The 26,075-nt window shown below is 61.2% G+C and carries 26 protein-coding genes and 1 pseudogene; 12 read left to right on the top strand and 15 right to left on the bottom strand.

What is annotated here, in order from left to right; all coding sequences use genetic code 11:
• Positions 1-158 precede the first annotated feature (158 nt).
• Complete coding sequence (locus C0Z16_RS23775) at positions 159-1,271, bottom strand: AI-2E family transporter (protein ID WP_102634524.1); 1,113 nt, start codon at positions 1,269-1,271, stop codon at positions 159-161.
• A 269-nt stretch (positions 1,272-1,540) separates the two neighbouring features.
• Here C0Z16_RS23775 and C0Z16_RS23770 point away from each other — a divergent pair, with 269 nt between their 5' ends.
• The 4 genes and pseudogenes from C0Z16_RS23770 (at position 1,541) to C0Z16_RS23755 (ending at position 5,436) form a co-directional block, all read left to right on the top strand.
• On the top strand, positions 1,541-2,755 hold the full coding sequence (locus C0Z16_RS23770; RefSeq protein ID WP_102634508.1) for a DUF2863 family protein: 1,215 nt from the start codon (positions 1,541-1,543) through the stop codon (positions 2,753-2,755).
• A gap of 210 nt (positions 2,756-2,965) precedes the next feature.
• Positions 2,966-3,845: pseudogene (locus tag C0Z16_RS23765) on the top strand (LuxR C-terminal-related transcriptional regulator).
• Positions 3,846-3,955: 110 nt separating this feature from the next.
• On the top strand, positions 3,956-4,630 hold the full coding sequence (locus C0Z16_RS23760) for an energy-coupling factor ABC transporter permease (protein ID WP_102634507.1): 675 nt from the start codon (positions 3,956-3,958) through the stop codon (positions 4,628-4,630).
• 188 nt (positions 4,631-4,818) lie between these two features.
• Positions 4,819-5,436 (top strand): BspC domain-containing protein, encoded by a 618-nt coding sequence (locus C0Z16_RS23755; protein WP_102634506.1) that lies wholly within the window; start codon positions 4,819-4,821, stop codon positions 5,434-5,436.
• Between the two features lie 209 nt (positions 5,437-5,645).
• Here the strand turns inward: C0Z16_RS23755 and C0Z16_RS23750 are convergent, their stop codons facing one another.
• Both C0Z16_RS23750 and yaaA read right to left on the bottom strand, forming a co-directional pair.
• Complete coding sequence (locus tag C0Z16_RS23750) at positions 5,646-6,800, bottom strand: M14 family metallopeptidase (RefSeq protein WP_102634505.1); 1,155 nt, start codon at positions 6,798-6,800, stop codon at positions 5,646-5,648.
• Positions 6,801-6,865: 65 nt separating this feature from the next.
• Positions 6,866-7,648, bottom strand: coding sequence for a peroxide stress protein YaaA (yaaA, locus tag C0Z16_RS23745; protein ID WP_102634504.1), 783 nt, complete (start codon positions 7,646-7,648; stop codon positions 6,866-6,868).
• 57 nt (positions 7,649-7,705) lie between these two features.
• On the opposite strand from yaaA, the gene C0Z16_RS23740 reads away from it, so the two are divergent.
• Both C0Z16_RS23740 and C0Z16_RS23735 read left to right on the top strand, forming a co-directional pair.
• Positions 7,706-8,209 carry a putative toxin-antitoxin system toxin component, PIN family gene (locus C0Z16_RS23740; RefSeq protein ID WP_102634503.1) on the top strand — a complete coding sequence of 168 codons (504 nt, stop codon included), beginning with the start codon at positions 7,706-7,708 and terminating at the stop codon, positions 8,207-8,209.
• Between the two features lie 128 nt (positions 8,210-8,337).
• Positions 8,338-9,510, top strand: coding sequence for a pyridoxal phosphate-dependent aminotransferase (locus tag C0Z16_RS23735; RefSeq protein ID WP_102634502.1), 1,173 nt, complete (start codon positions 8,338-8,340; stop codon positions 9,508-9,510).
• 112 nt (positions 9,511-9,622) lie between these two features.
• Here C0Z16_RS23735 and C0Z16_RS23730 read toward each other — a convergent pair whose 3' ends face one another.
• Positions 9,623-10,270, bottom strand: coding sequence for a glutathione S-transferase family protein (locus C0Z16_RS23730; RefSeq protein WP_102634501.1), 648 nt, complete (start codon positions 10,268-10,270; stop codon positions 9,623-9,625).
• Between the two features lie 120 nt (positions 10,271-10,390).
• Between C0Z16_RS23730 and C0Z16_RS23725 the strand changes: the two genes are divergently transcribed.
• The 6 genes from C0Z16_RS23725 (at position 10,391) to C0Z16_RS23700 (ending at position 16,865) form a co-directional block, all read left to right on the top strand.
• Positions 10,391-11,956, top strand: coding sequence for a 3-hydroxyacyl-CoA dehydrogenase (locus C0Z16_RS23725; RefSeq protein WP_102634500.1), 1,566 nt, complete (start codon positions 10,391-10,393; stop codon positions 11,954-11,956).
• Positions 11,953-12,741, top strand: coding sequence for an oxepin-CoA hydrolase, alternative type (locus C0Z16_RS23720; protein WP_102634499.1), 789 nt, complete (start codon positions 11,953-11,955; stop codon positions 12,739-12,741). Before C0Z16_RS23725 ends, C0Z16_RS23720 begins: the two co-directional genes overlap by 4 nt.
• 10 nt (positions 12,742-12,751) lie before the next feature.
• A complete protein-coding gene (locus tag C0Z16_RS23715) occupies positions 12,752-13,468 on the top strand; it encodes a histidine phosphatase family protein (RefSeq protein ID WP_102634498.1) in 717 nt (238 codons plus the stop codon).
• A gap of 20 nt (positions 13,469-13,488) precedes the next feature.
• Entirely contained in the window at positions 13,489-14,595 is a 1,107-nt protein-coding gene (locus C0Z16_RS23710) for a phosphotransferase (protein WP_102634497.1), read from the top strand.
• Between the two features lie 103 nt (positions 14,596-14,698).
• Entirely contained in the window at positions 14,699-15,958 is a 1,260-nt protein-coding gene (locus C0Z16_RS23705) for an acyl-CoA dehydrogenase family protein (protein WP_102634496.1), read from the top strand.
• Positions 15,959-16,163: 205 nt separating this feature from the next.
• Positions 16,164-16,865: a glutathione binding-like protein gene (locus tag C0Z16_RS23700; RefSeq protein ID WP_102634495.1), complete on the top strand. Its 702-nt coding sequence runs from the start codon at positions 16,164-16,166 to the stop codon at positions 16,863-16,865.
• 105 nt (positions 16,866-16,970) lie between these two features.
• Here C0Z16_RS23700 and C0Z16_RS23695 read toward each other — a convergent pair whose 3' ends face one another.
• The 11 genes from C0Z16_RS23695 to C0Z16_RS23645 form a co-directional block, all read right to left on the bottom strand.
• The gene (locus C0Z16_RS23695) at positions 16,971-17,450 is read right to left on the bottom strand and encodes a MaoC family dehydratase (protein WP_102634494.1); all 480 of its coding nucleotides are present in this window, start codon (positions 17,448-17,450) and stop codon (positions 16,971-16,973) included.
• Entirely contained in the window at positions 17,447-17,905 is a 459-nt protein-coding gene (locus C0Z16_RS23690; protein ID WP_102634493.1) for a MaoC family dehydratase, read from the bottom strand. The genes C0Z16_RS23695 and C0Z16_RS23690 overlap by 4 nt, the downstream gene beginning before the upstream one ends.
• 36 nt (positions 17,906-17,941) lie before the next feature.
• A complete protein-coding gene (locus C0Z16_RS23685) occupies positions 17,942-19,069 on the bottom strand; it encodes an acyl-CoA dehydrogenase family protein (protein ID WP_102634492.1) in 1,128 nt (375 codons plus the stop codon).
• A gap of 10 nt (positions 19,070-19,079) precedes the next feature.
• Complete coding sequence (locus C0Z16_RS23680; RefSeq protein WP_102634491.1) at positions 19,080-20,276, bottom strand: acyl-CoA dehydrogenase family protein; 1,197 nt, start codon at positions 20,274-20,276, stop codon at positions 19,080-19,082.
• A 48-nt stretch (positions 20,277-20,324) separates the two neighbouring features.
• Positions 20,325-20,750, bottom strand: coding sequence for a DUF1178 family protein (locus C0Z16_RS23675; RefSeq protein ID WP_102634490.1), 426 nt, complete (start codon positions 20,748-20,750; stop codon positions 20,325-20,327).
• A 265-nt stretch (positions 20,751-21,015) separates the two neighbouring features.
• Positions 21,016-21,540: a helix-turn-helix transcriptional regulator gene (locus C0Z16_RS23670; RefSeq protein WP_102634489.1), complete on the bottom strand. Its 525-nt coding sequence runs from the start codon at positions 21,538-21,540 to the stop codon at positions 21,016-21,018.
• A 48-nt stretch (positions 21,541-21,588) separates the two neighbouring features.
• Positions 21,589-21,834 (bottom strand): hypothetical protein, encoded by a 246-nt coding sequence (locus C0Z16_RS38915; protein ID WP_102634523.1) that lies wholly within the window; start codon positions 21,832-21,834, stop codon positions 21,589-21,591.
• A gap of 326 nt (positions 21,835-22,160) precedes the next feature.
• On the bottom strand, positions 22,161-22,745 hold the full coding sequence (locus C0Z16_RS23660; protein ID WP_102634488.1) for an NUDIX domain-containing protein: 585 nt from the start codon (positions 22,743-22,745) through the stop codon (positions 22,161-22,163).
• A gap of 42 nt (positions 22,746-22,787) precedes the next feature.
• Positions 22,788-23,084, bottom strand: coding sequence for a DUF2818 family protein (locus C0Z16_RS23655; protein WP_102634487.1), 297 nt, complete (start codon positions 23,082-23,084; stop codon positions 22,788-22,790).
• Entirely contained in the window at positions 23,084-24,559 is a 1,476-nt protein-coding gene (gene nuoN, locus C0Z16_RS23650) for an NADH-quinone oxidoreductase subunit NuoN (RefSeq protein WP_102634486.1), read from the bottom strand. The genes C0Z16_RS23655 and nuoN overlap by 1 nt, the downstream gene beginning before the upstream one ends.
• A 24-nt stretch (positions 24,560-24,583) precedes the next feature.
• Positions 24,584-26,074, bottom strand: coding sequence for an NADH-quinone oxidoreductase subunit M (locus tag C0Z16_RS23645; RefSeq protein WP_102634485.1), 1,491 nt, complete (start codon positions 26,072-26,074; stop codon positions 24,584-24,586).
• Position 26,075: the final 1 nt, after the last annotated feature.

The following is a 26,075-nucleotide window of genomic DNA, read 5'->3' as shown; positions in this document are numbered from 1 at the left end:
CGCCGTCAACAGGTTTTTCTTACTGACCGAACCTGCCGCCACCGCTGGAAGCCTTGCCACTGCTGGCTCTCCCGCTTCCCGTGCCCCGGCGTCCGGAGCACGAAAGAGCGAGATTCTAGCGAGCCGGTCCGCGCCTTGCAAGCGTTATCTGCTTTTATTCAAGGCGTCTTTTCTATGCGGCCTATTTCTTCGGCAACGGGAGGTTTGACGCCGGGCGCGGTGCCGGCAGCGGTGGCGCCGATGGTCCAGTCGTGCAGCACCGTGTATGCCACCGCCAGCAACGTCGGCCCGATGAAAACGCCGAGGAAGCCGAACGCGAACGCACCCCCCAGGATGCCCAGCATGACAAGGATCAACGGCATATCGCTATTCTTGCCGATCAGAATCGGCTTGATAACATTGTCCGACATACCGACAGCCAGCACTCCCCACACCACCAGGAAGATTGCCCATCCCGTTGCGCCGCCGTGATAAAGCCAGATCGCCGCCGGCAGCCATACGATCACCGGGCCGCCCGGTATTACCGACAAGAAAAACGTCGCCAGTCCAAGCAATGCAGGCGCGGGCACCCCGGCGATCCAGCAGCCGAATCCCGCGAGAATTCCCTGCACGAGCGCGGTGCCCAGAATGCCATAGACCACGCCCTTGACTGTGCTGCCCGCCAGCGCCAACAGATAATCGGCACGCTCACCGGCGATACGCCGCATGCCTGCGTTCAGCCACCTGCCCGCGCCCTCTCCTCCGGTGTAAAAGAAGAAAGCCAGCACAATGCTCAACGCCAACAGCCCAAGACCGTGCGTGACAGCAATCGCTGCCGCCAGAATCCACTTGCCAGCAGGCGCCGCAAGCGTACGCAACTGCGCAATCAGTTCCGAATTGCTGCTTGTCAGATGCTCCCAGAACGCCTCTATGTTCGAGCCGACCACTGGAATTCGCGCCACCCACGGCGGCAAATCCGGCAAGCCTGCTTCGAACAACCTTTGCACCAGCGCAACTATGTCGTGAACGTGCGCGCCAAATGCAAAGCCCGCATAGACAAACGGTCCGAGCACCACAATCAGGATGATGAGGACGATCAAAGTGGCAGCCCACTTACGCCTTCCGCCAACCGCCACGGTCAGCCTGCGGTAGAGCCCCCACGAGCTATAGCTGAGAATCGCGCCCCATAGCAAAGCGGTCGTAAAAGGTGCGAGCACCAGTAACGAGCCACCCACCAGGACAATCAACGCAAACACCGCGGCCAGACGTTCGATCAGTTGGTCCGATTTCACAATGAATCTCCTGTTACGCCAGACCACGGCGACAAGTACGAACGCCTGTCGGCGCCCGTCAAAAACGGCCATTATATAGAAGCGACCTCCGTTCTCCGACCGCCTTATATTATTTGACGAAGCTGCGACCGGCGGGCTATGGGACATCCGTCGGCGGTCTGAATTTTCGTGAAGAAACGTCCCAATTCATCCGGCACTTCGTGCCAAACAATATGGCGTCACGGAAACGACTACAATATAAGGTTCTGTGCCTCCCAATTTCCGGATTTATGCGCTCGCGAATCGCCAAACGTCTCCCCCCCGATGCCGACAAACTTGTCGGTCTTTCGCTCGCGCTTTTCGCGTCGGGCAGCCGCACCGAAGACCGCTTCTGGGAAGCGAAACTCGACGCGCTGCTGGCCAAGATCGTGCGCAACGCCAACCAGACTACGCTCGACGCAGCGCTCGACCATCTGCAGCAGAATCATCCCGATGCTTACGGCGCGCTCGCCGACATGGCCGAAACGCACAGCGAGTCGTTCGTCATCGAGCATGAAGGCGTGACGTATGAGGCATTGCTGATTGCGGCGCCCGTGCTGGCCTGGACTCGCTACATGATTCCGTCCGGTCCGCTCAAAGCCGACGCGGCAGACGCGCTGCGCGCGCACCTGCAGGCGCACGTGCTCGCGGCCAACACGCGCGTCGCCATGGCTCCGTTCCTGTATAGCATCGACCAACTGCCCCGCCATCACGTCGAGACGTGGCGCATCGCGCAGCAACTTGCGCAGGCAGCCATGGCCGGCGGCAACCTCAAGCTCAACTTCGGCGAACTGCCGGAAACTTCGCCGATTCTCGCTGACCCGCGCTTCCTGCTTGCCGTGGTCGCGGCGCCTGTCGGTGAACCGAGCTTTCGCTGGCAGGAAGAGGAGCACGGCAGCCGCATCGAACGCGGGCAATGCCTCGAACAATGGACCACGCAAGGCGGCGCCAATTTGTCGCTGGTGCTGCCTGGCTGCGAGTTCGAGTGCCTGTTGCCCGACGCCTATTATTCGGCCTGCCGAGACGCCGACGAACGGGTGCGCCCTCACACCGTCCGTACCGCGGTGCGTTATCTGTTCGACACAATTGGCGCGGCGCCGCAGGAACTGCGCGCAGTCGTCGCCGGCTTCGGGGAGCGCCGCATCGACGAATACCGCGTCGGCTTTACGCGCCGGGGCAGCAACGAGGTGATCTACGGCGTCGTGTGGCCGCTTTACGGTCGTGAGAACGGCGAAGCCGGCATTGACGAAGAGCCGCAGGAGACCGCCGCGCCCGACGCCCCGCTCGAGGAAATCGTCGCGCTGCTCAAAGAAACCGGGGTGACGGATGTGCGCCGCCACGCGGGCCGGTTCGAGCCTGAATATTGCGATGACTGTGGCGTGCCACTGTATGCCGATCCGCTCGGTGAAATCGTTCACGCGGAAATGCCGGAAGACGCCGAACCCGCGCAGCCGCACTTCCACTAGGCAACCGCGCGCCCTGGTGCGCCGCTTGTCGTATAAGAAGCCCCGCCCGCGCGGGGCTTTTTTATACGTCATTCCTCTTATGCCTTTTGGACAGGCCGTCAAATCGAAGGGAATTTGTCATTATAGAGACGGCGACGCATCGCAACGCGCCTGGCTCACACGCCCGGCAAGTGCATCGCGCCACTTCGCCCGATTTATCTGGAGACATGCATGCGATTCTCGATACTCAACTCAGACGCGGAACGCCGCGATGGGCTCAAAGCGCTGTTACGGCAGATCAACCGGCTGGCGCGTTTCAACGAAGCACAAGACTGGCGTCAGGTCGAGCGAACGCTCAAGCGTCAGTGGCCTGATCTGCTGGTGGTCGACTGGCAGGACTGGATGTCGGTTGCTGACATCCGGCATCTGCTCAGTCATTACCCTGACCTGCGCATTGCAGTGCTCACCGACGAGATCTCGCCCAAGGCCGTGAGCGAGCTCATGGACGAAGGCGTGCTCGGTGTCGTGCCGCGCGAAACCGATCCTTGCCTGATCGTGCGCGCCTTTGAAATGGTGTTGCTCGGCGGGCACTATGTGCCGTCTGGCGCGCTGGCGCTCAACCCGCCGCTGCGGTCGGATACCGCTATCCGACCGTTCGACGGAAAGAATCCGCCACCGCGCCGCACCAGGCTATCCAACGGACTCTCGCCTCGCCAGGAGCAGATCATGCGCTGCGTCCATATGGGCCAGCACCAATAAGATGATCGCGCGCACGCTGGGCATCAGCGAGGGCACGGTCAAGATCCATCTGACCAGCATATTCCAGCAGTTGGGCGCGCCCAATCGCGCCGCGGCGGTCGCGCTTTACAACGGCTGGCTGACAAACCATTTGCAAGTACTGCGCAGCAAAGGAGACAGCCTGCTGCGTCCGGTCATGGGCCAAGCCGGCGTAGTGCCGCTGCGGCGCGTCCCGCCCCGGCGCTTCCAGTATCCGCTATCGGCTAACGACGCGGCCGCCCCTTTGCCGATGGCAGCCGAACCGGGCACGCCCTACGACGACGCGCCGGCCGATGACGTCGCGTCGGAGCCGGTCACGGAAGGCTCCACGTGACATGACAGCCCACGCACCGGGAGCGTGATGCGCGATTTCTGCCAGCGCATGCATCGGCTGGCATGGAATCCGCTCACACCTTTTCTTATCCAACGAGTAATATGAGACTCATGGGTTTCCTCTACACACCGCTTCCGTTCTGGATCGCTGTCGGTGGCTGGACCGTCACCGCGATAGTGGTCGCGCTCGCGCTGTGGAAAAACCCTTTCAAACGACTTCAGGACGGCACGTTGCAGCATGTCTGGCTGGCGATCATCGTCGCTGTGTCGGTGCTATGGGCAAGCAACGCCTGGCTCGACGACGGCACCGTCATGCATCTGCTCGGCGCGACCCTGGTGGTCACGCTGTTCGACTGGGCACTGGCACTGATTGCAATGGCGGTGGTTACTGGCCTGGCCGGCGTGATTTTCGACGCTCCGTGGCAAGGCATCGCGCTCACTTTCCTTGTGTTTGGCGCAGTGCCGGTCGGCATCTCGACGTTGCTTCAGCGAGCAAGCATTGCCTGGTTACCGCGTAATCTTTTCATGTTCATCTTCGGCCAGGGGTTCGTGTCGCCGGCTATCGCAGTGTCGCTCACGGCGGCCGCGGCGCTCGGCGTTCACGTTGCGCTCGCGGACGGTTCCATGACCGTCGTACCCGCCGGCTACGCATTGAGCGTGCTTCTCCTCGCCACGGGCGAGGCCTGGTTCACGGGAATGTCGACGGCATTGATCGCGGTCTACCGCCCGGCATGGGTCACCACTTATGATGTGCGGCGATACCGGTTGGGCGGACCGCGCACGTGACAGTGGCGCGACTTTCAACGCACGATTCAGGTGATCGTGAGCTTGTCTCTTTAATGCCTTGTACACGCGCTCGGCACGAAAAAAAAGCGGCGAGAACCGCGGTAAAAAATAGTTGCGGCACGATTGAACTCAAGCGCGCCGCCAAGCATCTTACGTGCCTCACGTCCCATTAGCGTCTAACGAACTAGATGGATTGCACCAACGTACCGCGCCGATTGCTGCGGTTGGTCGGCCGGTTGGCAACATTCGCAGCGAGTCTCTCGCTCGTATGCACCGCTCCCGCGCTCGCCGACCAACTGGAGCAGCACAACGACCTCGTCAACAGACTTGTCAATGAAATGCATGCGGACCCGCTCGTGGCGGACTGCGCCGCTCATGGCAACTTTGTCGCAAGCACTTCGACCGCGTTCGATCATGTGGAATTTCCCCCTAGCTCGTTCGACAGCGCGCACGCCTCGATCACACCGTGGAACGATTCGTTCGACGAGGGCAAGCAACGCGTCAAGGTGGACAACATCGTTACCGTCGAGGGGCTCGGCATTCGTCAAAGCGGCGGCAATGCTGCCGACCTGAAGTTCCGCTGCGGCTACGTGGGTACGCAGATGCTGGCGTTTAGCTGGAACGATCCGGTGCCACCCGCGCGAGCGCGCAGCTCGGAGCCTTCGCAATCGCGCGCTACGTCGGGCAAGCATCGTGGGGTCAAGGGCAAGCAGGCGGCGAGCGGCAAAGGCACCAAGAAGGAGTCGTCGCAAAGCGCTTCGAGCAAATCGTCCAGCAAGAAAGCGCCGGCGAAGAAAAAGCATTAGCCGGGAGACAACGCTGCCAATCCTGCACGCCGCCAATGCTCGCGACATGAGGGATAGCAGCGTCACCAGCAATGCAGCATTCCGAGCAATCTCGGCGGCCATCGGCGAAAAGATCCGCCGCGCACATAAAGCGGCCCGCGGGCCAGACCATCCAGCCAATAAAAAAGAGGCACACGCAACCCGGCGTGTGCCCCCTTCTTCGCCGCAAATCAGGCAAACGTCTCCACGTGCCGCAAAATGGCTTGCAGCATCGCCGCACCGAGCGACGCGCTGCGCTCGCCATTCCAGCCCACTCGTTCGTCCGGCAAGTTGGCGTTGTCCTTGAACGGCATTTCCAGCGTCAACGACAGGCAGCCGAATTCGTTGCCGACATATTTCGAAGCCAGCTTGAGCGCATCTTCGCGATACTTGCTTGCCGCGTAGCCATACTTGTCCTGAAAGTCGGGACTCGCCTGTTTGAACGCTTCGATGAATGCCTTCTGCTCCTCGCCTTGCCGTTCGGTGAAGCCCGGGAGCATCTCTGAGCCGGCCACGAAAACGTAAGGCAGCGCCTCATCCCCGTGGATGTCGAAGAACAGGTCGCAACCGGTCGCGTGAATTGCGTCGCGCACCACCAGCACCTCGGGACTGCGCGCGGCGTCGGGCTCCATCCACTCGCGATTCAGATTCGCGCCCGCCGCGTTGGTGCGGAGGTTGCCGCGCACGCTGCCGTCCGGATTCATGTTCGGCACGATATGAAACACGGCGTGATCGTACAGTTTGCGCGCGACCGGATCGCCGGCCCAATCGCCCCAGCCCACAAGGCGTTTCACGAGACCTTCGATGAACCATTCGGCCATCGTTTCGCCGGGATGCTGGCGCGCGATCAGCCAGATGTTTTTCTTCAGAGCGTCGCCGGTTTGCGGTGTGCCGAGCGTGAGCAGCGACATCGGCCGGCCTTCCACGGTCGTGCCCAATTCGGTAAGCGTGGCCTGCGGCATCTGTTGCACTGCGCCGAGAAATTCAGCGTGACGTTCCTCGCTATACGGTTCGAAGTACGCGTAATAAATGCGATCGAACTCCGGCGTATGGTCGGTCGTCAGCACACGGCCGTCATAAGCCGTGGGGACGCGAAACCAGTTCACGCGGTCGTAACTGGCCACTGCCTGGTAGTCTCGCCAGCCTTCCGCAAACGCGCACGCGGCCGCATTTTCGAACGTCATTACGCAGCGCTCGCCCGCCGCGCCGGACAACCGGAAGTAGAACCACTGCGCGAACTCCGCGTGGCTGTCGGGCCGCACTCGCAAGCGGATGTTGCCCGCCTCGGCGCAGGACAGCACCTCGATTGCGCCCGCGTCGAAGTTGCTCGTAATCGATAAACTCATGATGTCATTCCCTGCATATGTGAGCGGCAATCCGTAGGGCGGCACACCGCTGCGCGGCACGCCGCTTATTCGGCGACGCGGCGGCGGAATACGTACGTGGAATCGTTCGAGGCTTCCGCGTCGAACGCATAGCCTTCGGAGTCGAACTCTTTCAGTTGCTCGGGCTTGTCGAGGCGGTTTTCCACTGCGTAGCGCGCCATCAAACCGCGCGCGCGTTTCGCATGAAAACTGATGATCTTGTAGCGGCCGCCCTTCCAGTCCTCGAATACCGGTGTGACGACGGGCGCTTCAAGCAGTTTCGGCTTGACCGATTTGAAATATTCGCCGGACGCGCAATTCACAAGCACGCGAGACTTCGCGGGGCGCTTCTTCAATTGGGTGTTCAACGCCTGCGTGATCCGCTCGCCCCAGAACGCGTAAAGGTCCTTACCGCGCGGGTTGGCGAAACGCGTACCCATTTCCAGCCGGTAGGGCTGCAGCAAATCGAGCGGACGCAGCAAACCATACAGCCCGGACAACACGCGCACGTTATTCTGCGCAAAATCCAGATCGGCCGACGACAAGGTTTTCGCGTTGAAACCCTCGTATACGTCGCCATTGAACGCAAGCACCGCCTGCTTGGCGTTGTCCGTGCCGAAGCGCGGCGACCACTGCGCGTACCGCTCGAAATTGAGGTGCGCCAACTGGTCGGAAATGCTCATCAGCGAGGCGATCTGCTGTGGCGACAAACGGCGCAAACCGCCGATCAATTCGGCGGCATCGTCGACAAAATCGGGGATTGTGTGCTTCTTGACGTGCGGGGGTGTTTCGTAGTCGAGCGATTTCGCCGGCGACAGAACGATTATCATAGAGGCTTGCAGGCACGCCGTGCCTGGCGGTCAAAGACGAAAGCCAGATTGTATCGAATGCCCGGTTCCCATGCCTCACGCGGCGCTTTGCGCGTCGTTCTCGATTCCAACGTGTGGATCGACATTCTCGTGTTCGACGATCCGCACACGCGGCCGATCCGCGCCGCGCTCGAAAGCGGCACGCTAGCTGCACTGATCGACGCCCGCTGCCTCGCCGAACTGACTTATGTGCTCGACTATCCGCAGTTCGTCGATCGGAACGTGGACAAGTCCGCCGCGCTCGCGATCGTCGCGCGACTGGCGCAACTCGTAGAGCCCCCAGCGCAACCGGAAGACGCGAGACCGTTGCCGAAATGCAAAGACCGCGACGACCAGAAGTTTCTCGAGCTCGCGCACGCCGCGCAGGCTGACTGGCTCGTTTCGAAAGATCGTGCGGTGTTGAAGCTGGCGAAGCGGATTGCGCGCGATTTCGGGTTTCAGATCGCTCAGCCGGCGCCTTTCGCCGCTTCGATCAGCGGTTCAATGAGCGCGGCCGCCGCGCCTGCGCAAAGCCCGGCATAACCCTGGCCAAACGGTCAACGACGCACCGCAAGCGCACACATAGCGCCGCTATTCCCTACAATCAGGCTTCGCCGGTTTGAAAACGATGCCTTCACCCACCCACTCACTCGTCACGCCCGAACAGCGCCATGAATGCACCGCACGACACGCCCATGAGTCCCTCGTTTCCTTCGCGTCTGCCGAATGTCGGCACCACGATTTTCACCATAATGAGCGCTCTTGCCGCCGAGAAAGGCGCGGTGAATCTCGGCCAGGGCTTTCCCGACTTCTGCTGCGACCCGCGAATCGTGGATGCGGTCGCGAACGCAATGCGCGACGGTCACAATCAGTATCCGCCGATGGCAGGCGCCGCGCCGCTGCGCGAAGCAATCTCTGACAAGATTGCAAACCTGTATGGCCGCCGCTACGACGCCACCACGGAAATCACGGTCACAGCGGGCGCGACCCAGGCCCTGCTGACCGCGATTCTCTGCACGGTGCATTCCGGCGACGAAGTGATCGTGATCGAACCCACGTATGACAGCTACCTTCCGTCGATCGAACTGGCGGGCGGCAAGCCGGTATTCGTCACACTCGACGCGCCCGACTATGCAATCCCGTTCGACAAGCTCGCCGCCGCCATCACGCCGAAAACGCGGCTGCTGCTGATCAACACGCCGCACAATCCGACCGGCACCGTCTGGCGCGCCGAAGACATGCGCAAGCTGGAAGAAATCGTGCGCGGCACCAACGTGCTCATTCTGTCGGACGAAGTCTACGAACACATGGTGTACGACGGTGCGCCGCATGAGAGCGTGGCGCGTTATCCGGAACTGGCGCAGCGCAGTTTCGTCGTGTCGAGCTTCGGCAAGACGTATCACGTAACCGGCTGGAAGGTCGGCTACGTGGCGGCGCCCGCCGCGCTGACCGCCGAGTTCCGCAAGGTGCACCAGTTCAACGTGTTCACGGTGAACACACCCATGCAGATCGGCCTGGCCGGGTATATGAAAGACCCGGCGCCATATCTTGAACTGCCGGCGTTCTATCAGAAGAAACGGGACTTCTTTCGCGACGGCCTTATGAATTCGCGCTTCAAGCTGCTGCCGTGTACCGGCACGTACTTTCAGTGCGTCGATTACTCGGCCATCAGCGATCTGCCCGAAGCCGAATTCGCGCAGTGGCTGACCGGCGAAATCGGCGTCGCGGCAATTCCAGTTTCGGCGTTCTATCACGAGACGCACGAGTCCGGCGTGGTGCGCTTCTGTTTCGCCAAGCAGGAAAGCACGCTCGCCACCGCACTCGAACGGCTGGCGCGGCTCTAGGATGTCACGCGCGATGCTGCGAACGAACCCACGTTCCTCGCCATCGCGCGCAGCGGCCAATGCGTGCGTTGTCGAACGCCGCGATTCGTGTTGTCTCTCCCAGCGTGATCCGTCAGGCCGGACGCGACGCCGCGATATACGCCTTTCGGTCTTCGGTCACACGCTGCGCGGCGGGTCGACTGTTGATCGCCTTCACATAGCCTTTCCAGTCGACACCGGCGTCGAGCAGAAAATCGCGGCCGTAGATGGCCTGTGTCGCCATGCCGACCAGCGGCAAGCTCACATAACCCGCCGCGTCTGCGACACTGAACCGTTCGCCGCGCAAATACGGCGTGAACTTCGCGATCCGCTTGAAACCGGCAATGTGATGCGCGAGCAGTTTCTCGACACGGCCCTTGGTCGCGTCAGTCACCGTGCCGCCAAAAAACGCTTCCTTGTAGAGATTGCGCGCCGTCAGTTCGAGATGCACGTCCACGAACATGATCAGCTCGCGTTCCTTCGCGGCCTGCCACGGATCGGCGGAGAAAATCGCCTTGTCGGGAAAGCGCGCCGCCAGGTACTCGACAATACATTGCGATTCACACAGATCGCCCTCTTCGGTCTGCAGATAAGGCACTTTGCCAAGCGGCGAGTGTTCGAGCACAGCCTCGTCCTGGCTCGGCTGCACGAACACCTCCTCGAACTCAATGCCGTGTTCGAGCAGGACGAACTTGACTTTGTTGTAGTAGTTAGAGAGCGCGAAACCGCACAGCTTGATCATCGTCGTCTCCTTTTATTCGGTGTGACCGCGGACCGGGATTGATATGGCAGCCGTCGGGCGGTCATCAGGTCAATTGTACGAGCGTGCTATTCTAAAATAACCATGGAGTCGAGCAACACAATGACCTCTCGCAACTTCAGCATCGAGACTATCGGTATTGTCGGAACCGGAGCAATGGGCCGCGGCATTGCACAGATCGCGGCGCTTGCGGGCCTCGCCGTCCGTCTCTATGACACCAACCCCGCCGCCATCGGCGCCGCGCGCGACTATCTCGCCGAGACTTTCTCCAAACTGACCGCCAAAGGCAAGCTCGACCAGGCGCGCTCGCTGGCGGCGCTCGCGAACGTCACCGCCGCGCATGCGATCAACGATCTGGTGGATTGCGATCTGGTCGTCGAGGCGATCGTCGAAAAACTGGAAGTAAAGCAGACGCTTTTTCGCGAACTCGAGACCGTGGTCAGCGGCCGTTGCGTACTCGCGTCGAACACGTCGTCGCTGTCCATCACGGCGATTGCGGCCGGCTGTAGCGACCCGTCGCGCGTGGTCGGCTATCACTTCTTCAATCCGGTCCCGTTGATGAAAGTCGTCGAAGTGATCGACGGCCTGCGCAGCGACCGCCAGGCAGGCGACGCATTGATGGACCTCGCGCGCCGCATGGGCCACACGCCGGTGCGCGCGAAAGACATGCCCGGCTTCATCGTCAATCACGCCGGTCGCGGTATGAACACCGAGGGCCTGCGCGTGGCGGGCGAAGGCGTGGCAAGCTTTGTGGACATCGACCGCATCATGCGCGAGCAGGCGGGCTTTCGTCTCGGCCCTTTTGAACTGCTCGACCTGACCGCGCTCGATGTATCGCATCCGGTAATGGAGTCGATCTACCATCAGTTCTATGAAGAGCCGCGCTTCACGCCCTCGCCTATTACGGGCACGCGGCTCGCGGGCGGACTGCTCGGCCGGAAGACCGGCGAAGGCTTTTATCGCTATCAGGACGGCAAGCAGCAGGCGCCTGCGGAAGAACCCGCGCCGACCACGCTGCCGGCAAGCGTGTGGGTCAGCAAGCGCTATCGCGAGGCGTACGAAGCCGTCGTGGAGATCGTCGGTAAAGCCGGCGTGAAGCTCGACGACGGCGCCGCGCCCGCCGCAGACTCGCTGATCGTCGTCACGCCGTTCGGCCACGACGCGACCACCGCCGCTGTCGACGAAGCGCTCGACGCGAGCCGCGTCGTCGCCATCGACGCGCTCTTTCCGCTCGTGGGCGCGCAACGCCGCACGTTGATGACCACGCCCGCGACCACCCGCGCCGCTCGCGACGCCGGCCATGCGCTCTTTGCCGCCGACGGCGTGCCCGTCACCGTGATCCGCGACTCCACCGGCTTCGTCGCGCAACGCGTGGTGGCGACGATCGTCAACATCGGCTGCGACATTGCACAGAAGCAGATCGCGACACCCGAAGACATCGACCTCGCCGTCATGCTCGGCCTCGGCTATCCACGCGGGCCGCTGGCTCTTGGCGACGCGCTCGGCGCCAGGACCATTCTCACGATCCTGCGCAATATGTTCGACGTGCTCGGCGATCCGCGCTACCGTCCATCGCCGTGGCTCGCAAGGCGCGCGCAACTTGGCATGTCGCTGACTCTGTGCGACGCTGCCGACACGCAAACAGAGAAAACGGAGACGCAACAATGAGCGCCGAACTGCTGACCTCGCGCCCCACCGAAAGCGAATCGACGCTGGTCCTCACGCTGTCCAACCCCGGCGCACGCAACGCATTACATCCCGACATGTACGCAGCCGGGATCGAAGCCCTCGATTCGGCGGAACGCGATCCGTCGATCCGCGCCGTCGTGATCGCGGGTGCGGACAACTTTTTTTGCGCAGGCGGCAATCTGAACCGCTTGCTTGAAAACCGCGCGAAGGATCCTTCGGTCCAGGCGCAGAGTATCGATTTGCTAGCGGAGTGGATTTCGGCGCTGCGGCTGTCATCGAAACCGGTGATCGCAGCAGTCGACGGCGCCGCAGCCGGCGCCGGGTTCTCTCTCGCGCTTGCGTGCGACCTGCTCGTTGCCGCGGACGACGCGAAGTTCGTGATGTCATATGCGCGCGTCGGCCTCACGCCCGATGGCGGCGGCTCATGGTTCTTGGCCCAGGCGCTGCCTCGCCAGTTGGCCACGGAAGTACTGATCGAAGGCAAGCCGATCGGCGCGGCACGCTTGCACGAACTGGGTGTCGTCAACAAACTGACCAAGCCCGGCACCGCGCGCGATGCGGCCGTCGCGTGGGCCGACGAACTCGGCAAGATCTCGCCGAATTCGATCGCGCGCATCAAGACCTTGATCTGTGCCGCCGGTACTCAGCCGCTTGCCGATCATCTGGTTGCGGAGCGCGATAACTTCGTCGCGTCGCTGCATCATCGCGAAGGCCTTGAAGGCATTTCCTCATTCCTCGAAAAACGCGCGCCTGTCTATAAGTGAACGAGTGACCATGCCCGCCTATCAACTGCCCAAACGCCGCCGCATTTTTCTGATGCGTCACGGCGACGTCACGTATTTCGACGACTCCGGCCGCACGATCGAACCGGAAACCGTGCCGTTGAACGCCAACGGCCGCGAGCAGGCCAGCGCCGCGGGCCGCGTGTTTGCGGAGCAGCAGGTGCGCTTCGACCGCGTGATCGTAAGTGGTTTGCCGCGCACCGTTGAAACCGCGCAGCGTGTGCTGGCCGAAACGGGTCAGCAGATCCAGCTCGAAATCGAACCTGCATGGCAGGAGATTCGTGGCGGCAAGCTGCGCCATATTCCGCTGCAGGATATAGAAGCCGCTTTTCTCGGCGTGTTCGACGGTATCGTGCCGGAAAGCACGCGGTTTCTCGACGGCGAGACGATCGGCGAGTTGTTCGATCGCGTGCTGCCCGCCGTGGCGGCGTTGCGCGAGGACACCTCCTGGGACACGGTGCTGCTCGTGCTGCACGGCGGCGTGAATCGCGCGATTCTCTCTCATGCGCTCACCGCCGGCGGGCGCACTTTCTTCGGTCATCTGGCGCAGGCTACCGGCTGCATCAATGCGCTCGATGTCGGCGCCGCACCGCGCGACTGGGTGCTGCGCGCGATCAATTATTCGCCGCCGTCGCCGCTGCATCGCGACATCCGCAATACGACGATGGAAATCCTCTACGCACAATTCATCCAATACACGCGTAGCTGAAACCCAACCGGAGGAGACACATGGTGCAAGCCCCACCGAGCGGCGAGCCGGAACAGCAAGCGGATTATTCAGCCTTCGAGGGCACACGCCCGGTCAATGAGCGGCAGCGCTTCGACCGCGACGCGCTCGCCGCGTGGCTCACGCAACATGTCGATGGGTTTTCGGGGCCGCTTACGGTCGAGCAGTTCGCGGGCGGTCAGTCGAATCCGACCTTCAAGCTGGTCACGCCGTCGCGTGCGTATGTGATGCGCGCGAAGCCCGGGCCGGCCGCCAAGCTGTTGCCGTCCGCGCACGCCGTCGAACGTGAATACCGCGTCATGCATGCGCTCGCCGGTACCGACGTGCCGGTCGCGAAAATGCTCGCATTGTGCGAGGACGAAAGCGTGATAGGCCGCGCGTTCTACGTGATGGAGTTTGTCGAGGGCCGTGTGCTGTGGGATCAGTCGCTGCCCGGCATGACTGCCGATGAACGAAGCGCGATCTACGACGAAATGAACCGCGTGATCGCCGCCCTGCACAGCGTCGATCCGGCGCGCGTGGGTCTGTCCGACTATGGCAAACCGGGCAACTATTTCGCGCGTCAGATCGGCCGTTGGAGCAAGCAGTACATCGCGTCCGAAACCGAGTCTATCGATGCCATGCAACGCCTGATCGACTGGCTGCCCCAGCATATGCCGGAGGAAACCGGCGAGCGCGTGTCGATCGTGCATGGCGACTACCGGCTCGACAACCTGATCTTCGATCGCGAGAAACCCAAAGTGCTTGCCGTGCTCGATTGGGAACTGTCGACGCTCGGCGATCCGCTCGCTGACTTCGCCTATCACTGCATGGCGTGGCATGTCGATCCCGCGCAGTTCCGCGGCATCGCGGGTCTCGATTGGGCGGCGCTTGGAATTCCCGACGAACAGCAATACGTCGAGCGCTATTGCAAGCGCACAGGCTTCGAAATTCACGGCGACTGGAACTTCTACCTGGCCTACAACATGTTCCGCATCGCCGCGATTCTGCAGGGAATCATGAAGCGTGTGGTCGACGGCACCGCGGCAAGCGCGCAGGCACTCGACGCCGGCCGGCGCGCGAAGCCGATGGCCGAACTCGCCTGGCGTTATGCGCAGAAAGTGCGTTGACCGCGTTTTAGCATGCTCGGCCCCGTTTGAGCACGCTTGCGCACGCTTTCGCGCCTCGAACAGCGCCTACATTCAATGTCGTCCGTTATCCGCGAGGTTATAGATGAATTTTGATTACACCCCGAAGGTTCAGGCGTTGCGCGAAAAGCTGCTCGCCTTCTTCGACGAGTCCATTTATCCAAACGAGCACGCGTTCTATGCGGAGATTGCGCACAATCGGCAGAACGGCAATGCATGGCAGCCGACTGAACTGATCGAGCAACTCAAGCAGAAGGCTCGCGACGCCGGCCTGTGGAATCTTTTTCTGCCCGACTCGGTGCGCGGCGCCGGGCTGACCAACCTCGAATACGCGCCGCTGTGTGAAATCATGGGCCGGGTGCCTTGGGCACCCGAGGTGTTCAACTGCAATGCGCCTGACACGGGCAACATGGAAACAATTGAGCGCTATGGCAGCGAAGAGAACAAGCGCGAGTGGCTCGAACCGCTTCTACAAGGGCATATTCGCTCAGCGTTTCTAATGACTGAGCCGGAGGTCGCATCGTCGGATGCAACCAATATCCAGACGAGCATCGTGCGCGATGGCGACTACTACGTGGTCAACGGGCACAAATGGTGGTCATCGGGCGCGGGCGATCCGCGCTGCAAGATCTACATCGTGATGGGCAAGACCGATGCTGAGGCGCCGCGGCATCAGCAACAGTCGATGATCCTGATTCCCGCCGACGCTACCGGCATCACCGTGCGCCGTCCGCTTTCCGTGTTCGGTTACGACGATGCACCGCATGGCCATATGGAAATCACGCTCGAGAATGTGCGAGTGCCCGCGACCAACATGCTGCTCGGCGAAGGCCGCGGCTTTGACATCGCGCAAGGCCGGCTCGGACCTGGACGCATCCACCATTGCATGCGTCTGATCGGCCTTGCCGAGCGCGCTGTCGAGTTGATGTGCAAACGGTCGATGCAGCGTGTTGCGTTCGGCAAGCCAGTCGCCATGCAGGGCGTTACGCAGGAGCGCATCGCCGAGGCGCGCTGCATGATCGAACAGGCCCGGCTGCTGACGCTGAAAACGGCATACATGATGGACACCGTCGGCAATAAAGGTGCGCGCGGCGAGATCGCGATGATCAAGGTCGTGGCGCCGAACATGGCGTGTCAAGTGATCGACTGGGCGATTCAGGCACACGGCGGCGGCGGCGTCAGCGACGATTTCCCGCTCGCGTACGCTTATGCATCGGCACGGACGCTGCGCTTCGCCGATGGTCCCGATGAGGTGCATCGCAATGCGATCGCGAAGCTGGAACTCGCACGCTATATGGAACCGGGCGCGGCGGCTCGCACGGAGACGCCGGTCACGCGCGTTTGACGTTCTGGGTGAACTCGCGTTTGAACTTGCGCTTGAAGTCCCGTTTGAATCTCTGTTTAGAAGGTCTGTTTGAGTTCTGTTAGCGGCAAGGTTTCACTTGTCGCCCCTGGAGGCGCCGTCAGCAGCATCGTGCGAACTATGCTCTAATTTTTCGTGAAGCGCGGCGCTCCTCGGGGCGCCGCTTTAACGAACTCAAGGAGCGAGGATGATCGACGTCTATAGCTGGGCGACGCCCAACGGCCACAAGGTTCATATCATGCTCGAGGAGACGGGCCTCGAGTACGCGGTGCACGCTGTGAACATCGGCACTGGCGATCAGTTCAAGGCCGAATTTCTCGACATCAGCCCGAACAACAAGATCCCTGCCATTGTGGATTCCGACGGCCCCAGGAGCGCGGACGGCAAACCGTTCGCCTTGTTCGAGTCGGGCGCGATATTGATTTATCTCGCCGAGAAGACCGGCCGCTTTCTGCCGACCGATCCGGCTGCGCGCTATTCCGTACTGCAATGGCTGATGTTTCAGATGGGCGGCCTTGGCCCGATGCTCGGGCAGACGCATCACTTTCGCATCTACGCGCCCGAGCCGATCGAGTACGCGATCAACCGCTACACCAACGAGACGCGGCGCCTATATGGCGTAATGGATAAGCAGCTTGGTAAGACTCAATACCTCGCCGGCAACGACTACACAATCGCGGACATCGCCTCGTTTCCATGGACGCGCTCGTGGCAAAACCAGGGTATTGAACTCGACGCGTTTCCGAACGTGAAGCGATGGCATGAAGAAATCGCCGCGCGTCCGGCGGTTGTGCGCGGCGTCGACGTGCTCGCGTCGGCTCGCAAGCCGTTGATGGACGACAAGGCCAAAGAAATGCTGTTCGGCGCGACGCAATACGCGAAGCATTAGAGCGTTCGCATCGGCGCGGCGTCCGCTGAACAGCGTCTTGACATCGGGGCACAAGCGCTAGCGTGCATGTTGCTCGCGCTCTTGGGGCAGGCTGACACTGGAGCGTCAGAAATAATGACGGGTGATGAATTCCGCGACGCAGACCGGCCGTTCATTGCCGTGCCGCTCCAGCGTGACATTCCACACCACCTGCACGCCAGCATGCTCGACATCGGCGACGGACGCGACGGCGAAACTAGCGCGTAATTGCGAGCCGACCGGCACAGGCGATGTAAACCGCACGCGATTCAGCCCATAGTTGACGCCCACGCGTTGCTCGAGCCGCACCGTTCTCTCGAGCAACGCGGGAATCAGGGAGAGCGTCATGAACCCGTGCGCGATCGCACCGCCGAACGGGGATTCGCGCCGCGCGCGCTCCGGGTCGACGTGAATCCATTGATGGTCGCCCGTGGCTTCGGCGAAACGATCGACGCTCGGCTGATCGATCGTCACCCAATCGCTAACAACCGGCTCGCCGCCGACGAGCGCACGCAACGCCACTGCATCGCGCAACGTGGCAGCAGGCGACGCACTGCCCATCGTCATGATGAAGCGCCCGGATTGCGCAAGCCGAACAAACCTTTGGAGCGCACCGTAATCACCGTTTCGCCATGCTGATTGATACCTTGCCACTGCGTCGAAACGATGCCTCGATCCGGCTTGCTCTCCGAGATGCGCTTCTCGAGCACGGAATTGGTCATGGTAATCGTATCGCCGACGCGTACCGGCTTGAGCCAGCGTATTTCATCGACGCCTGGCGAGCCCATCGACGTCGATCCCGCGAGCACATTACGCACCAGCATGCCCATCATGACCGAACATGTGTGCCAGCCGCTTGCCACCAATCCGCGGAATGGCGATGCGGCCGCTGCGGCTTCGTCAAGATGGAATGGCTGCGGGTCGAACTTCTCCGCGAATTCGACAATCTCCTCGCGAGTAAAAGTGTGCTTGCCGATCTCGGTCGTTGAGCCGACCGTCATGTCCTCGTAACTCAAAGCCATCGCTATATCTCCTTGCTGGTCGATTCCACTGGCCGATCATACTTCGGTGCTGACAAAACCGGGAAGCGCGGTGAACCGCGCGAGGTGATGATCGACATCGCCCAATGTCGTTTCGATAATAGCGAGACGTTTGAACAGATGCGCAGCTGCGACTTCGTTTGTCACACCCATGCCGCCGTGCAATTGAACCGCCTGCTGCCCGACGAAACGCGCGGCTTGGCCGACGCGCACCTTTGCGGCGGAGATCGCGCGGCGACGTTCGTCTGCGTCTTCGCTGGGGTAGCGCATTGCGGCTAGGTACGTGACCGAGCGCGCCTGCTCGGCGTGAATCAGCATCTCGACCATGCGGTGCTGCAATGCCTGGAAACGCGCGATGGGCTGGCCGAACTGCTGGCGCGTCTTCGTGTAGTCGACGGTGGCGGCGTTCAGTGCGTCGAGCGCGCCAATCGCTTCGGCGCACAACAGCAGCGTGCCGCAGTCCGCTATGTGTTCCAACGCCGCGGCGCCCGAGTGCGGGCCGCTCAAACGGCGTGCAGGCGTACTGTGAAATTCGAGCGTTGCGGCGCGTTGGCCGTCGATGGTGCGGTAGTCAGTGACTTTCACGCCGCCCGCACCGCGCGCCACGACGAACAAGGCGATTTCACCATTCGACCGCGCAGGCACGACCCAGTAGTGAGCCTGCGCGCCGTGCAGCACGACCGACTTCGTACCGGTCAGCGTCTGCTGTTCGCCTTGCCCTGTCGCGGTCGTTGCAAGCTCGAACAGATCATAGCGCGCGTGCGGCTCGTGAAACGCCACCGCAAGCTTGATCTCGCCTTGTGCCGCCCGTTCGAGCAGCGACGCGTCTTCGCCCTGCCCAGTGCCCGCGAGGCGCAATGCCTCAATGCCGACCGCCGTCGCCCAATATGGCTCGACCACCAAGGCACGACCCAACTCCTGCATGACCACCAGCATGTCGACCGGGCCACCGTTGAAGCCGCCTTGAGATTCCGGCACTGGTAACGCCGTCAGGCCCAATTCAGTGAAGGCCGACCAATGCGCGTCCGACACACCGGCCTCCGATCGCACGATCGCCTGGCGCGCTTCGAAGCTGTAGCTCTTGTCGAGATAGCGGCGCAGCGCGTCGGCAAATTGCTGTTGCTCGTCGTTAAAAGTGAAGTCCATGCGCCGCTCCTCAAAGCCCGAGAATCATCTGCGCGATGATGTTCTTTTGAATTTCGTTCGAGCCGCCATAAATCGACGTCTTGCGGAAGTTGAAGTAATAGGCGGCCAACGGTGCAGCATCGTCATCTCCTCCAACGCTGTGTTCATGTTCGCCTTCGAGGAACGGGACGTCGAACGGTGCCGCCAGCGGGCCGACGGCTTCGAACATGAGCTCGGTCAGCGCCTGCTGCACTTCGGTGCCCTTGATCTTCAGCATCGACGCCTCCGGCCCAGGGCCGCGTCCCCCAGCTTCATTGGCGACCACGCGTTGCACGGTGACTTCGAGCGCCATCAATTCGATCTCCAGATTCGCGACCTTCGCGGCGAATAGAGGATCGTGCAGTAGCGGTTTGCCATTCTTTTTCTGATCCAGCGCCAGGCGTTTCAGAAACACAAGTTCGCGCTTCGACTGACCCACACGCGCAATGCCGGTGCGCTCGTGCCCGAGCAGATATTTCGCGTAAGTCCAGCCACGATTTTCCTCGCCGACCAGATTCTCGACGGGCACTTTCACGTCTTCAAAGAAGACTTCGTTGACCTCATGATCTTCGTCGAGTGTGACTATCGGCCGAACGGTGATACCCGGCGTTTTCATGTCGATCAGCAGGAACGAGATGCCTTCCTGCTTCTTGGCGCCGCTGTCCGTGCGCACGAGGCAGAACATCATGTCGGCGTGCTGCCCCAACGTGGTCCATGTCTTCTGGCCGTTGACCACGTAGTGATCGCCGACACGTTCGGCGCGCGTGCGCAGCGACGCAAGATCGGAGCCTGAGCCAGGTTCCGAATAGCCTTGGCACCACCAGTCGGTGCCGTCGAGAATGCGCGGCAGGTAGTAGCGTTTCTGAGCCTCGTTGCCGTATTTCATGAGAACGGGCGCCACCATCGACACACCGAACGGCAACACGGTCGGCGCGCCGACACGCGCGCATTCTTCGTCCCATATATGCCGTTGAGTCGCGTCCCAGCCGGGACCGCCATATTCTTTCGGCCACGCGACGACGGACCAGCCTCGCGTGCCCAGCAGCTTGTGCCAGCTTGCGAAGTCTTCGCGGTTTAAACGCTTATGGTTGAGTACTTTTTCGCTCAACTCGCGACGCAGATTCGCTTCGAGCCAGGCGCGGATCTCGGCGCGGAACGCCTTGTCAGCGGGGGAATAATCCAGATTCATGCGTAGTGTCTCCTGGCCGCAACCACCCACCGCCAGGGAGCCACTGCGCTATTGCAGCGGTTCCTTCAAGGCAGCCGGGACCGGCAGCGGCATCACTTCGATGCCTTCTTCGACCAAAGCTCGCGCGTCTTCGGGTGTCGTGACACCGCGAATATTGCGCGCGGGCGCTTCGTTGTAGTGAATACGCCGCGCTTCCTCGGCGAAGCGGTCGCCCACGTTCTCCGTCTTCTCCAATACCTCGCGCAACGCACGCATGACGCGCGCCTGCAATTCGCCTGAGCCCGCCGGCATTTTCGTCTCGGCCGCACCCGACAGATTCAGGCGCGGAGCCGACGGCAAACGGCTCACCTCGTTTGCTCCGCAAATCGGACATTCGACCAGTTTGCGGGACTGCTGCGATTCAAAGTCATCAGCCGAAGCGAACCAGCCTTCGAACCGATGGCCATGCGGACACTGTAAATCGAGGACCTTCATGTGGAATCAGGGCTTGCGTGCCAGTTTAGCGCAAAACGTAATTTTGTGAACGGTCGTTCGTAAAAACTTTACGCGCGACGAAAGGACTTCAGGTGCCGCCGACATCTTGGATGTGGTGGGCGATTTTAACGCTTTGCGCAAAGCGCTGCCGAACGGTGTATGACGCTACCGAACGCGGTCCGAACGGCGAACCAAACGCTGCGCTGTGCCGCGAACAGCTTGCGAGCCGCCCACTCCTACCGGCCCTGATTCATTGCGATAGCCCTCATGCCACGAGGCATTCCAATCGTCGATTGAGCCCCGGCTCAAGTCCGCGCGCCTCTTTGGCAAGGTTGATCTGCTTGGCTGACTTCGCGACGTCGAAAACGTCTGCCTTGATGTCGTATCCGCCGCGCTCGTTCAGCCAGTCGAGCACGTCCGACAGATGCCACACAGAGGCACTACCCTCGTGTACCGGCGCGGGAAACTCCACCGCATGACTCAACATGAGCTTGCGCATATTTTGCCGCGATACGCCGGCAATCTCCGCCACGTCAGTCAGGCCCACGAAATCCGGGCCGGCCTCGACAAGCCGCGCCGACGGCACTGCCTTCTTGACGTCGTCAAGCGCGCTGACCAGCGCCTCGAACGCGGATGCACCTTCGCGCGAAAAGACCAGCGCGAGCCGCCCCGGCTGCCCCACACCGATCGTAGCGTCGTCGCACCCCGCTTCGCCCAGACGCTCGACGATTGCGTCGAGATCAGAGTCTTCCGCCGCGAGCCTGTACTTCAACGTGAACACATATTCCATTTTCTACTCCTGTCCTTCAGCCAAGACCTTTGTCATTCAATGTTCGCGCTAGCGGCGGGCCGTGCAGTTGTCGACGATGCGCCGCAAGTGCCTGGCATGATTGACGGCGTTCTTCGGCGTACTCCATACGCTCGATATGCAGAACTCTCCACAACGGCACTCCGCGTCTTTGTAAGGGCAATACATTTTTCCCCATGCGTGGCCTTTGCCACCGCCCTGTATGCGCCAGCCGCGCCTTTCGGCGTATGCCAACGCGGCTTCGATCTCTTTCTTAGCGTGGATTCCACGAACCATCTTGTCCTCCAATATAGTGCGCGCGAGATAGGTTGTCAAGTGACAACCAGACGTTTTGCACATCCAAGCTCAAACGCATTATTTATTTCGTCATCCAAAATAATGGGGCGGCGAATACGTTTGCCAGAGGTCGATACTAGAGTTACAACGGCGATGAAGCGAGACTGTCGGATGGCATAAGACAAAGGTGCATTTATTCAGACACCGCGACAAGCCTTGAAGCCTGATGCCGCTCCATAATGACAAAGCCCCTGCCCGGCGCTCGACCGACAGGGGCTTCTTACATGTGGCGCAACGTTGCGAGCGCCCTCTTCAATCACAAAGAACTATTGCATCTCCGCGAGCGGCCATGCGCCCGACAACACTTTCTCCAGCCAGAACGTGCCGATCACCGTTTTAACGTCGGTGACCTTGCCGGTCCTCACCCATTCCGACATCTCCGGAACGGTCGCCGTGAACAGTTCGAGGAACTCGCCGTCGTCGAGCTTGCGCTCACCGGCGGTGAGGCCACGCGCGAGGTAGATGTCGATGAATTCGGTCGAATAAGAAATGATGGGATGAATGCGCGTCAAATACACGTACTCGCGCGCCGTATAGCCGGTCTCTTCCCGCAACTCGCGGATCGCGCAGGCAAGCGCGCCCTCGTTCGGATCGAGCTTGCCGGCCGGATATTCAACCATGACCTTGCCCATCGGATAGCGATACTGGCTTTCCAGCAGCACCCGGCCGTCGTCGAACAAGGGAATCACCATCACGGCGCCCGGATGCTCCACATATTCGCGGGTGGCACGCTTGCCGTCCGGCAGGCGAACGGTATCGCACTTAAGCGTCAGAAACGGCCCTTGATGAACCGTTTTACTCTCGACACAGGTCTCGGTAAGGACGGCGTCGTGATCGGGGAGTTCAGCCATATGCGACCTCGGAACAGCATGGTGCGCGACGGCGAGACGCCGTCAGCGGCGTTTGACGAGATACTGGAAGGTAAAACCGGGGAACGCGAAAACAACGAATAGCGCGAACGTGATCGCGTAGAACTGCCATCCCTGTTCGAAGCGGTTGCCCGCGCGCGCTTCAAGCAAAAAACCAAGCGCACCGACCACGAAGTACAGCACGACCAATTCGGCAATGCGAATCCAGGCGCTTTTCTTCGCCGCCTTCAACGGCACGGCGGCGAAGAGTCGCTGATTCAGAAACGGCAGGTTGGCGCCGACCAGCGCCAGCAGCACGATAAACCAGCCTGCTGCCGACATCAGAACGACAGCGTGTGCTGGATAGCCTGCAGGCAAGCTTTCAACAGCGGATCCGGCACGATACCGAGCACCAGCACCGCCACGCCGTTGAGCGCGAGCAACGCGCGCGTGCTCGTATCTGCGACGATCGCCGACTTATCTTGCGGCTCGTCGAAGTACATCAGCTTGACGATACGCAAGTAGTAGAACGCGCCGAACAGCGACGTGATCACCGCGAGCACCGTCAGCCAGGTCAGGCCGGCGTTCATCGTGGCCTGCAGCACCGCGAGTTTCGCGTAGAAACCGACGGCGGGCGGAATGCCGGCGAGCGAGAACATCATCACCATCATCACGAAGGCAAACACCGGGCTGCGTTGATTCAAGCCCTTGAAGTCCTCGAGCGTGTCCGCTTCGAATTCGCGGCGCGCCAGCAGCATGATGACGCCGAAGGTGCCCATCGTCGTGATCAGATAAATGATGCTGTAGTACATCGCCGAACCGTACGCGTTCGCCGCGCCCGTGCTCTTCTGATCGACCACGCCGGCCAGAAGGCCGAGCAGCACGAAGCCCATGTTCGAGATCGCCGAGTACGCGAGCATTCGCTTGACGTTACGTTGCACGATACCGGTGATGTTGCCGACGATCAGCGACAGCGCCGCGAGGATCACCAGCATCTGCTGCCATTCGACCGCGAGCGGCAGCAGACCCATCACGAGGAAACGCAGGCCCCATGCGAATGCCGCAACCTTCGGACCGCCGCCGACCAGCAGCGTCATGGCCGTCGGGGCGCCCTGATACACGTCGGGCACCCACATATGGAACGGCACCGCGCCCATCTTGAACGCGACGCCCGCGACGATAAAGATTACACCGAACAGCAGCACGCTTGGATCGTACTGGCTCTGGCGGATCGCACGGAACACTTCACCCAGCTCGAGCGAACCGCCCGTCGCGCCGTAAAGCATCGAGATGCCGTACAGCAGGAAGCCGGAAGCCAGCGCGCCGAGCACGTAGTACTTCATTGCAGCTTCGTTCGACGGCGCTGCGTCGCGACGCAGCGCAATCGCGCCGTAGAGCGACAACGACATCAGTTCCAGACCGAGGTACAGCGTCAGGAAGTTGTTGCCGGAGATCATGACGAGCTGACCGAGCAACGAGAACATGCCCAGCAGGAAAAACTCGCCGCGGAACAGGCCGCGATCTTCAAGGTAACGGCGCGAATAGACGATCGTCACCGTGTAGCCGAGCGTTACCACCGCTTTCATCAAGCTCGCGAACGAATCGACCACATACATGCGGCTGAAGAAGTAGTGCACCGACGGGTCCAACGCATTGACCGCGAACCAGATGCCGGCGACGAGCGTCGACAGGAGCGTGATGAAATACGTGGTACGACGACCGGCCTGGCCGACGAACGTGTCGTTGAGCCACGCGACGACAACGGCGAGCATCACGAGCGCGTCGGGCAACAGAGCAGTCATAGGGGCGTTTTGCATGGTCTTTAATTCCTCCGCTCTGCGTTACTGAGACAACGGCAGCTTGGACTGCGCAACGTGGGAGAGGAGGTTTTCCACGGATACGTGCATCACATCGGTAAAGGGCTTCGGATACAGGCCCATGAACAGAGTCAGTGCGGCGAGCACTGCCAGCATGAAAAATTCGCGACGGCCAATGTCGAGCAGGCTCTTCACGTGATCGTTGGCGACCGCGCCGAAGTACACGCGCTTGTACATCCACAAGGTATAGGCCGCGCCGAGAATCAGCGTCACGGCCGCGCCGCCCGCGATCCAGAAGTTGTACTGGACGGCAGCCAGAATCACCATGAATTCGCCGACAAAACCGGAAGTACCCGGCAAGCCGCAATTCGCCATCGAGAACATCATCACGAAGGCAGCGAACTTCGGCATCACATTGACGACGCCGCCGTAATCCGCGATCTGACGCGAATGCATGCGGTCGTACAACACGCCGATGCTCAGGAACATTGCGCCCGACACGAAGCCGTGCGAGATCATCTGGACGATCGCGCCTTCAACGCCGAGCTGATTGAAGATGAAGAAGCCGAGCGTAACGAAGCCCATGTGCGCGATCGACGAATACGCGACCAGCTTCTTCATGTCGGCCTGCACCATGGCGACCAGACCGATGTAGATCACCGCGATCAGCGACAGCGTGATGACGACCGGCGCGAGGAAGTGGCTCGCGTCCGGCGCGATCGGCAGCGAGAAGCGCAGGAAACCGTAGGCGCCAAGCTTCAGCATGATCGCGGCCAGCACGACCGAGCCGCCCGTCGGCGCTTCCACGTGCGCGTCAGGCAACCATGTGTGAACCGGCCACATCGGCACCTTCACGGCGAACGCCATGAAGAACGCTATGAATAACAGGATCTGCGGCGTCATGGCGATCTGCGCGTGCTGCCAGGTGGCCAGATCGAACGTGCCCGTCTGAATGTACAGATACAGCAGCGCGACCAGCATCAAGAGCGAACCCATCAGCGTGTACAGGAAGAACTTGAACGCCGCGTACACGCGGTTCGCCCCGCCCCACACGCCGATGATGATGTACATCGGAATCAGCGTCGCTTCGAAGAACACGTAGAACAGCATGCCGTCAGCCGCGCTGAACACGCCGACCATGATGCCCGACAAAATCAGGAACGAGGCCAGGTACTGACCCACGTTCTTCGTGATCACTTCCCACGCGGAGATCACGACGATCACCGTGATCAATGCGGTCAAGACCACGAACCACATGGAGATGCCGTCGACACCCAGGTGATACGTAATGTTGAATCGTTCGATCCAGTTCGCCTTTTCGACAAACTGCAGATCGGCGGTGCTCGAATCAAAACCGGTAATCAGCGGGATCGTCACGATGAAGCTGACGACCGAGCCGATCAGCGCGACCCAGCGCGCGGGGCCGGGATTCCGGTCGGAACCGATGGCCAGAACCAGCAAACCAAAAAGGATCGGTAACCAGATGGCGATACTGAGAATCGGATAAGCGTGCATT

It is taken from the genome of Paraburkholderia rhynchosiae (assembly GCF_002879865.1).
GTDB lineage: Bacteria > Pseudomonadota > Gammaproteobacteria > Burkholderiales > Burkholderiaceae > Paraburkholderia > Paraburkholderia rhynchosiae.
This window is presented reverse-complemented; position numbering and strand designations above follow the sequence as displayed.

Bases quoted from the DNA above. Each gene is read 5' to 3' on its own strand.
- C0Z16_RS23710 (WP_102634497.1), top strand. From the start codon at position 13,489: ATGGTGCAAGCCCCACCGAGCGGCGAGCCGGAACAGCAAGCGGATTAT.
- C0Z16_RS23675 (WP_102634490.1), bottom strand. From the start codon at position 20,750: ATGAAGGTCCTCGATTTACAGTGTCCGCATGGCCATCGGTTCGAAGGC.
- C0Z16_RS23755 (WP_102634506.1), top strand. From the start codon at position 4,819: ATGGATTGCACCAACGTACCGCGCCGATTGCTGCGGTTGGTCGGCCGG.
- C0Z16_RS23730 (WP_102634501.1), bottom strand. From the start codon at position 10,270: ATGATCAAGCTGTGCGGTTTCGCGCTCTCTAACTACTACAACAAAGTC.
- C0Z16_RS23740 (WP_102634503.1), top strand. From the start codon at position 7,706: ATGCCCGGTTCCCATGCCTCACGCGGCGCTTTGCGCGTCGTTCTCGAT.
- C0Z16_RS23705 (WP_102634496.1), top strand. From the start codon at position 14,699: ATGAATTTTGATTACACCCCGAAGGTTCAGGCGTTGCGCGAAAAGCTG.
- C0Z16_RS23695 (WP_102634494.1), bottom strand. From the start codon at position 17,450: ATGACGATGGGCAGTGCGTCGCCTGCTGCCACGTTGCGCGATGCAGTG.
- C0Z16_RS23700 (WP_102634495.1), top strand. From the start codon at position 16,164: ATGATCGACGTCTATAGCTGGGCGACGCCCAACGGCCACAAGGTTCAT.
- C0Z16_RS23690 (WP_102634493.1), bottom strand. From the start codon at position 17,905: ATGGCTTTGAGTTACGAGGACATGACGGTCGGCTCAACGACCGAGATC.
- C0Z16_RS23685 (WP_102634492.1), bottom strand. From the start codon at position 19,069: ATGGACTTCACTTTTAACGACGAGCAACAGCAATTTGCCGACGCGCTG.
- C0Z16_RS23760 (WP_102634507.1), top strand. From the start codon at position 3,956: ATGGGTTTCCTCTACACACCGCTTCCGTTCTGGATCGCTGTCGGTGGC.
- C0Z16_RS23735 (WP_102634502.1), top strand. From the start codon at position 8,338: ATGAATGCACCGCACGACACGCCCATGAGTCCCTCGTTTCCTTCGCGT.
- C0Z16_RS23680 (WP_102634491.1), bottom strand. From the start codon at position 20,276: ATGAATCTGGATTATTCCCCCGCTGACAAGGCGTTCCGCGCCGAGATC.
- C0Z16_RS23725 (WP_102634500.1), top strand. From the start codon at position 10,391: ATGACCTCTCGCAACTTCAGCATCGAGACTATCGGTATTGTCGGAACC.
- C0Z16_RS23670 (WP_102634489.1), bottom strand. From the start codon at position 21,540: ATGGAATATGTGTTCACGTTGAAGTACAGGCTCGCGGCGGAAGACTCT.
- C0Z16_RS23655 (WP_102634487.1), bottom strand. From the start codon at position 23,084: ATGTCGGCAGCAGGCTGGTTTATCGTGCTGCTGGCGCTGGTCGGCGCC.
- C0Z16_RS23660 (WP_102634488.1), bottom strand. From the start codon at position 22,745: ATGGCTGAACTCCCCGATCACGACGCCGTCCTTACCGAGACCTGTGTC.
- C0Z16_RS23770 (WP_102634508.1), top strand. From the start codon at position 1,541: ATGCGCTCGCGAATCGCCAAACGTCTCCCCCCCGATGCCGACAAACTT.
- C0Z16_RS23720 (WP_102634499.1), top strand. From the start codon at position 11,953: ATGAGCGCCGAACTGCTGACCTCGCGCCCCACCGAAAGCGAATCGACG.
- C0Z16_RS23750 (WP_102634505.1), bottom strand. From the start codon at position 6,800: ATGAGTTTATCGATTACGAGCAACTTCGACGCGGGCGCAATCGAGGTG.
- nuoN (WP_102634486.1), bottom strand. From the start codon at position 24,559: ATGCAAAACGCCCCTATGACTGCTCTGTTGCCCGACGCGCTCGTGATG.
- C0Z16_RS23715 (WP_102634498.1), top strand. From the start codon at position 12,752: ATGCCCGCCTATCAACTGCCCAAACGCCGCCGCATTTTTCTGATGCGT.
- C0Z16_RS23645 (WP_102634485.1), bottom strand. From the start codon at position 26,074: ATGCACGCTTATCCGATTCTCAGTATCGCCATCTGGTTACCGATCCTT.
- yaaA (WP_102634504.1), bottom strand. From the start codon at position 7,648: ATGATAATCGTTCTGTCGCCGGCGAAATCGCTCGACTACGAAACACCC.
- C0Z16_RS38915 (WP_102634523.1), bottom strand. From the start codon at position 21,834: ATGGTTCGTGGAATCCACGCTAAGAAAGAGATCGAAGCCGCGTTGGCA.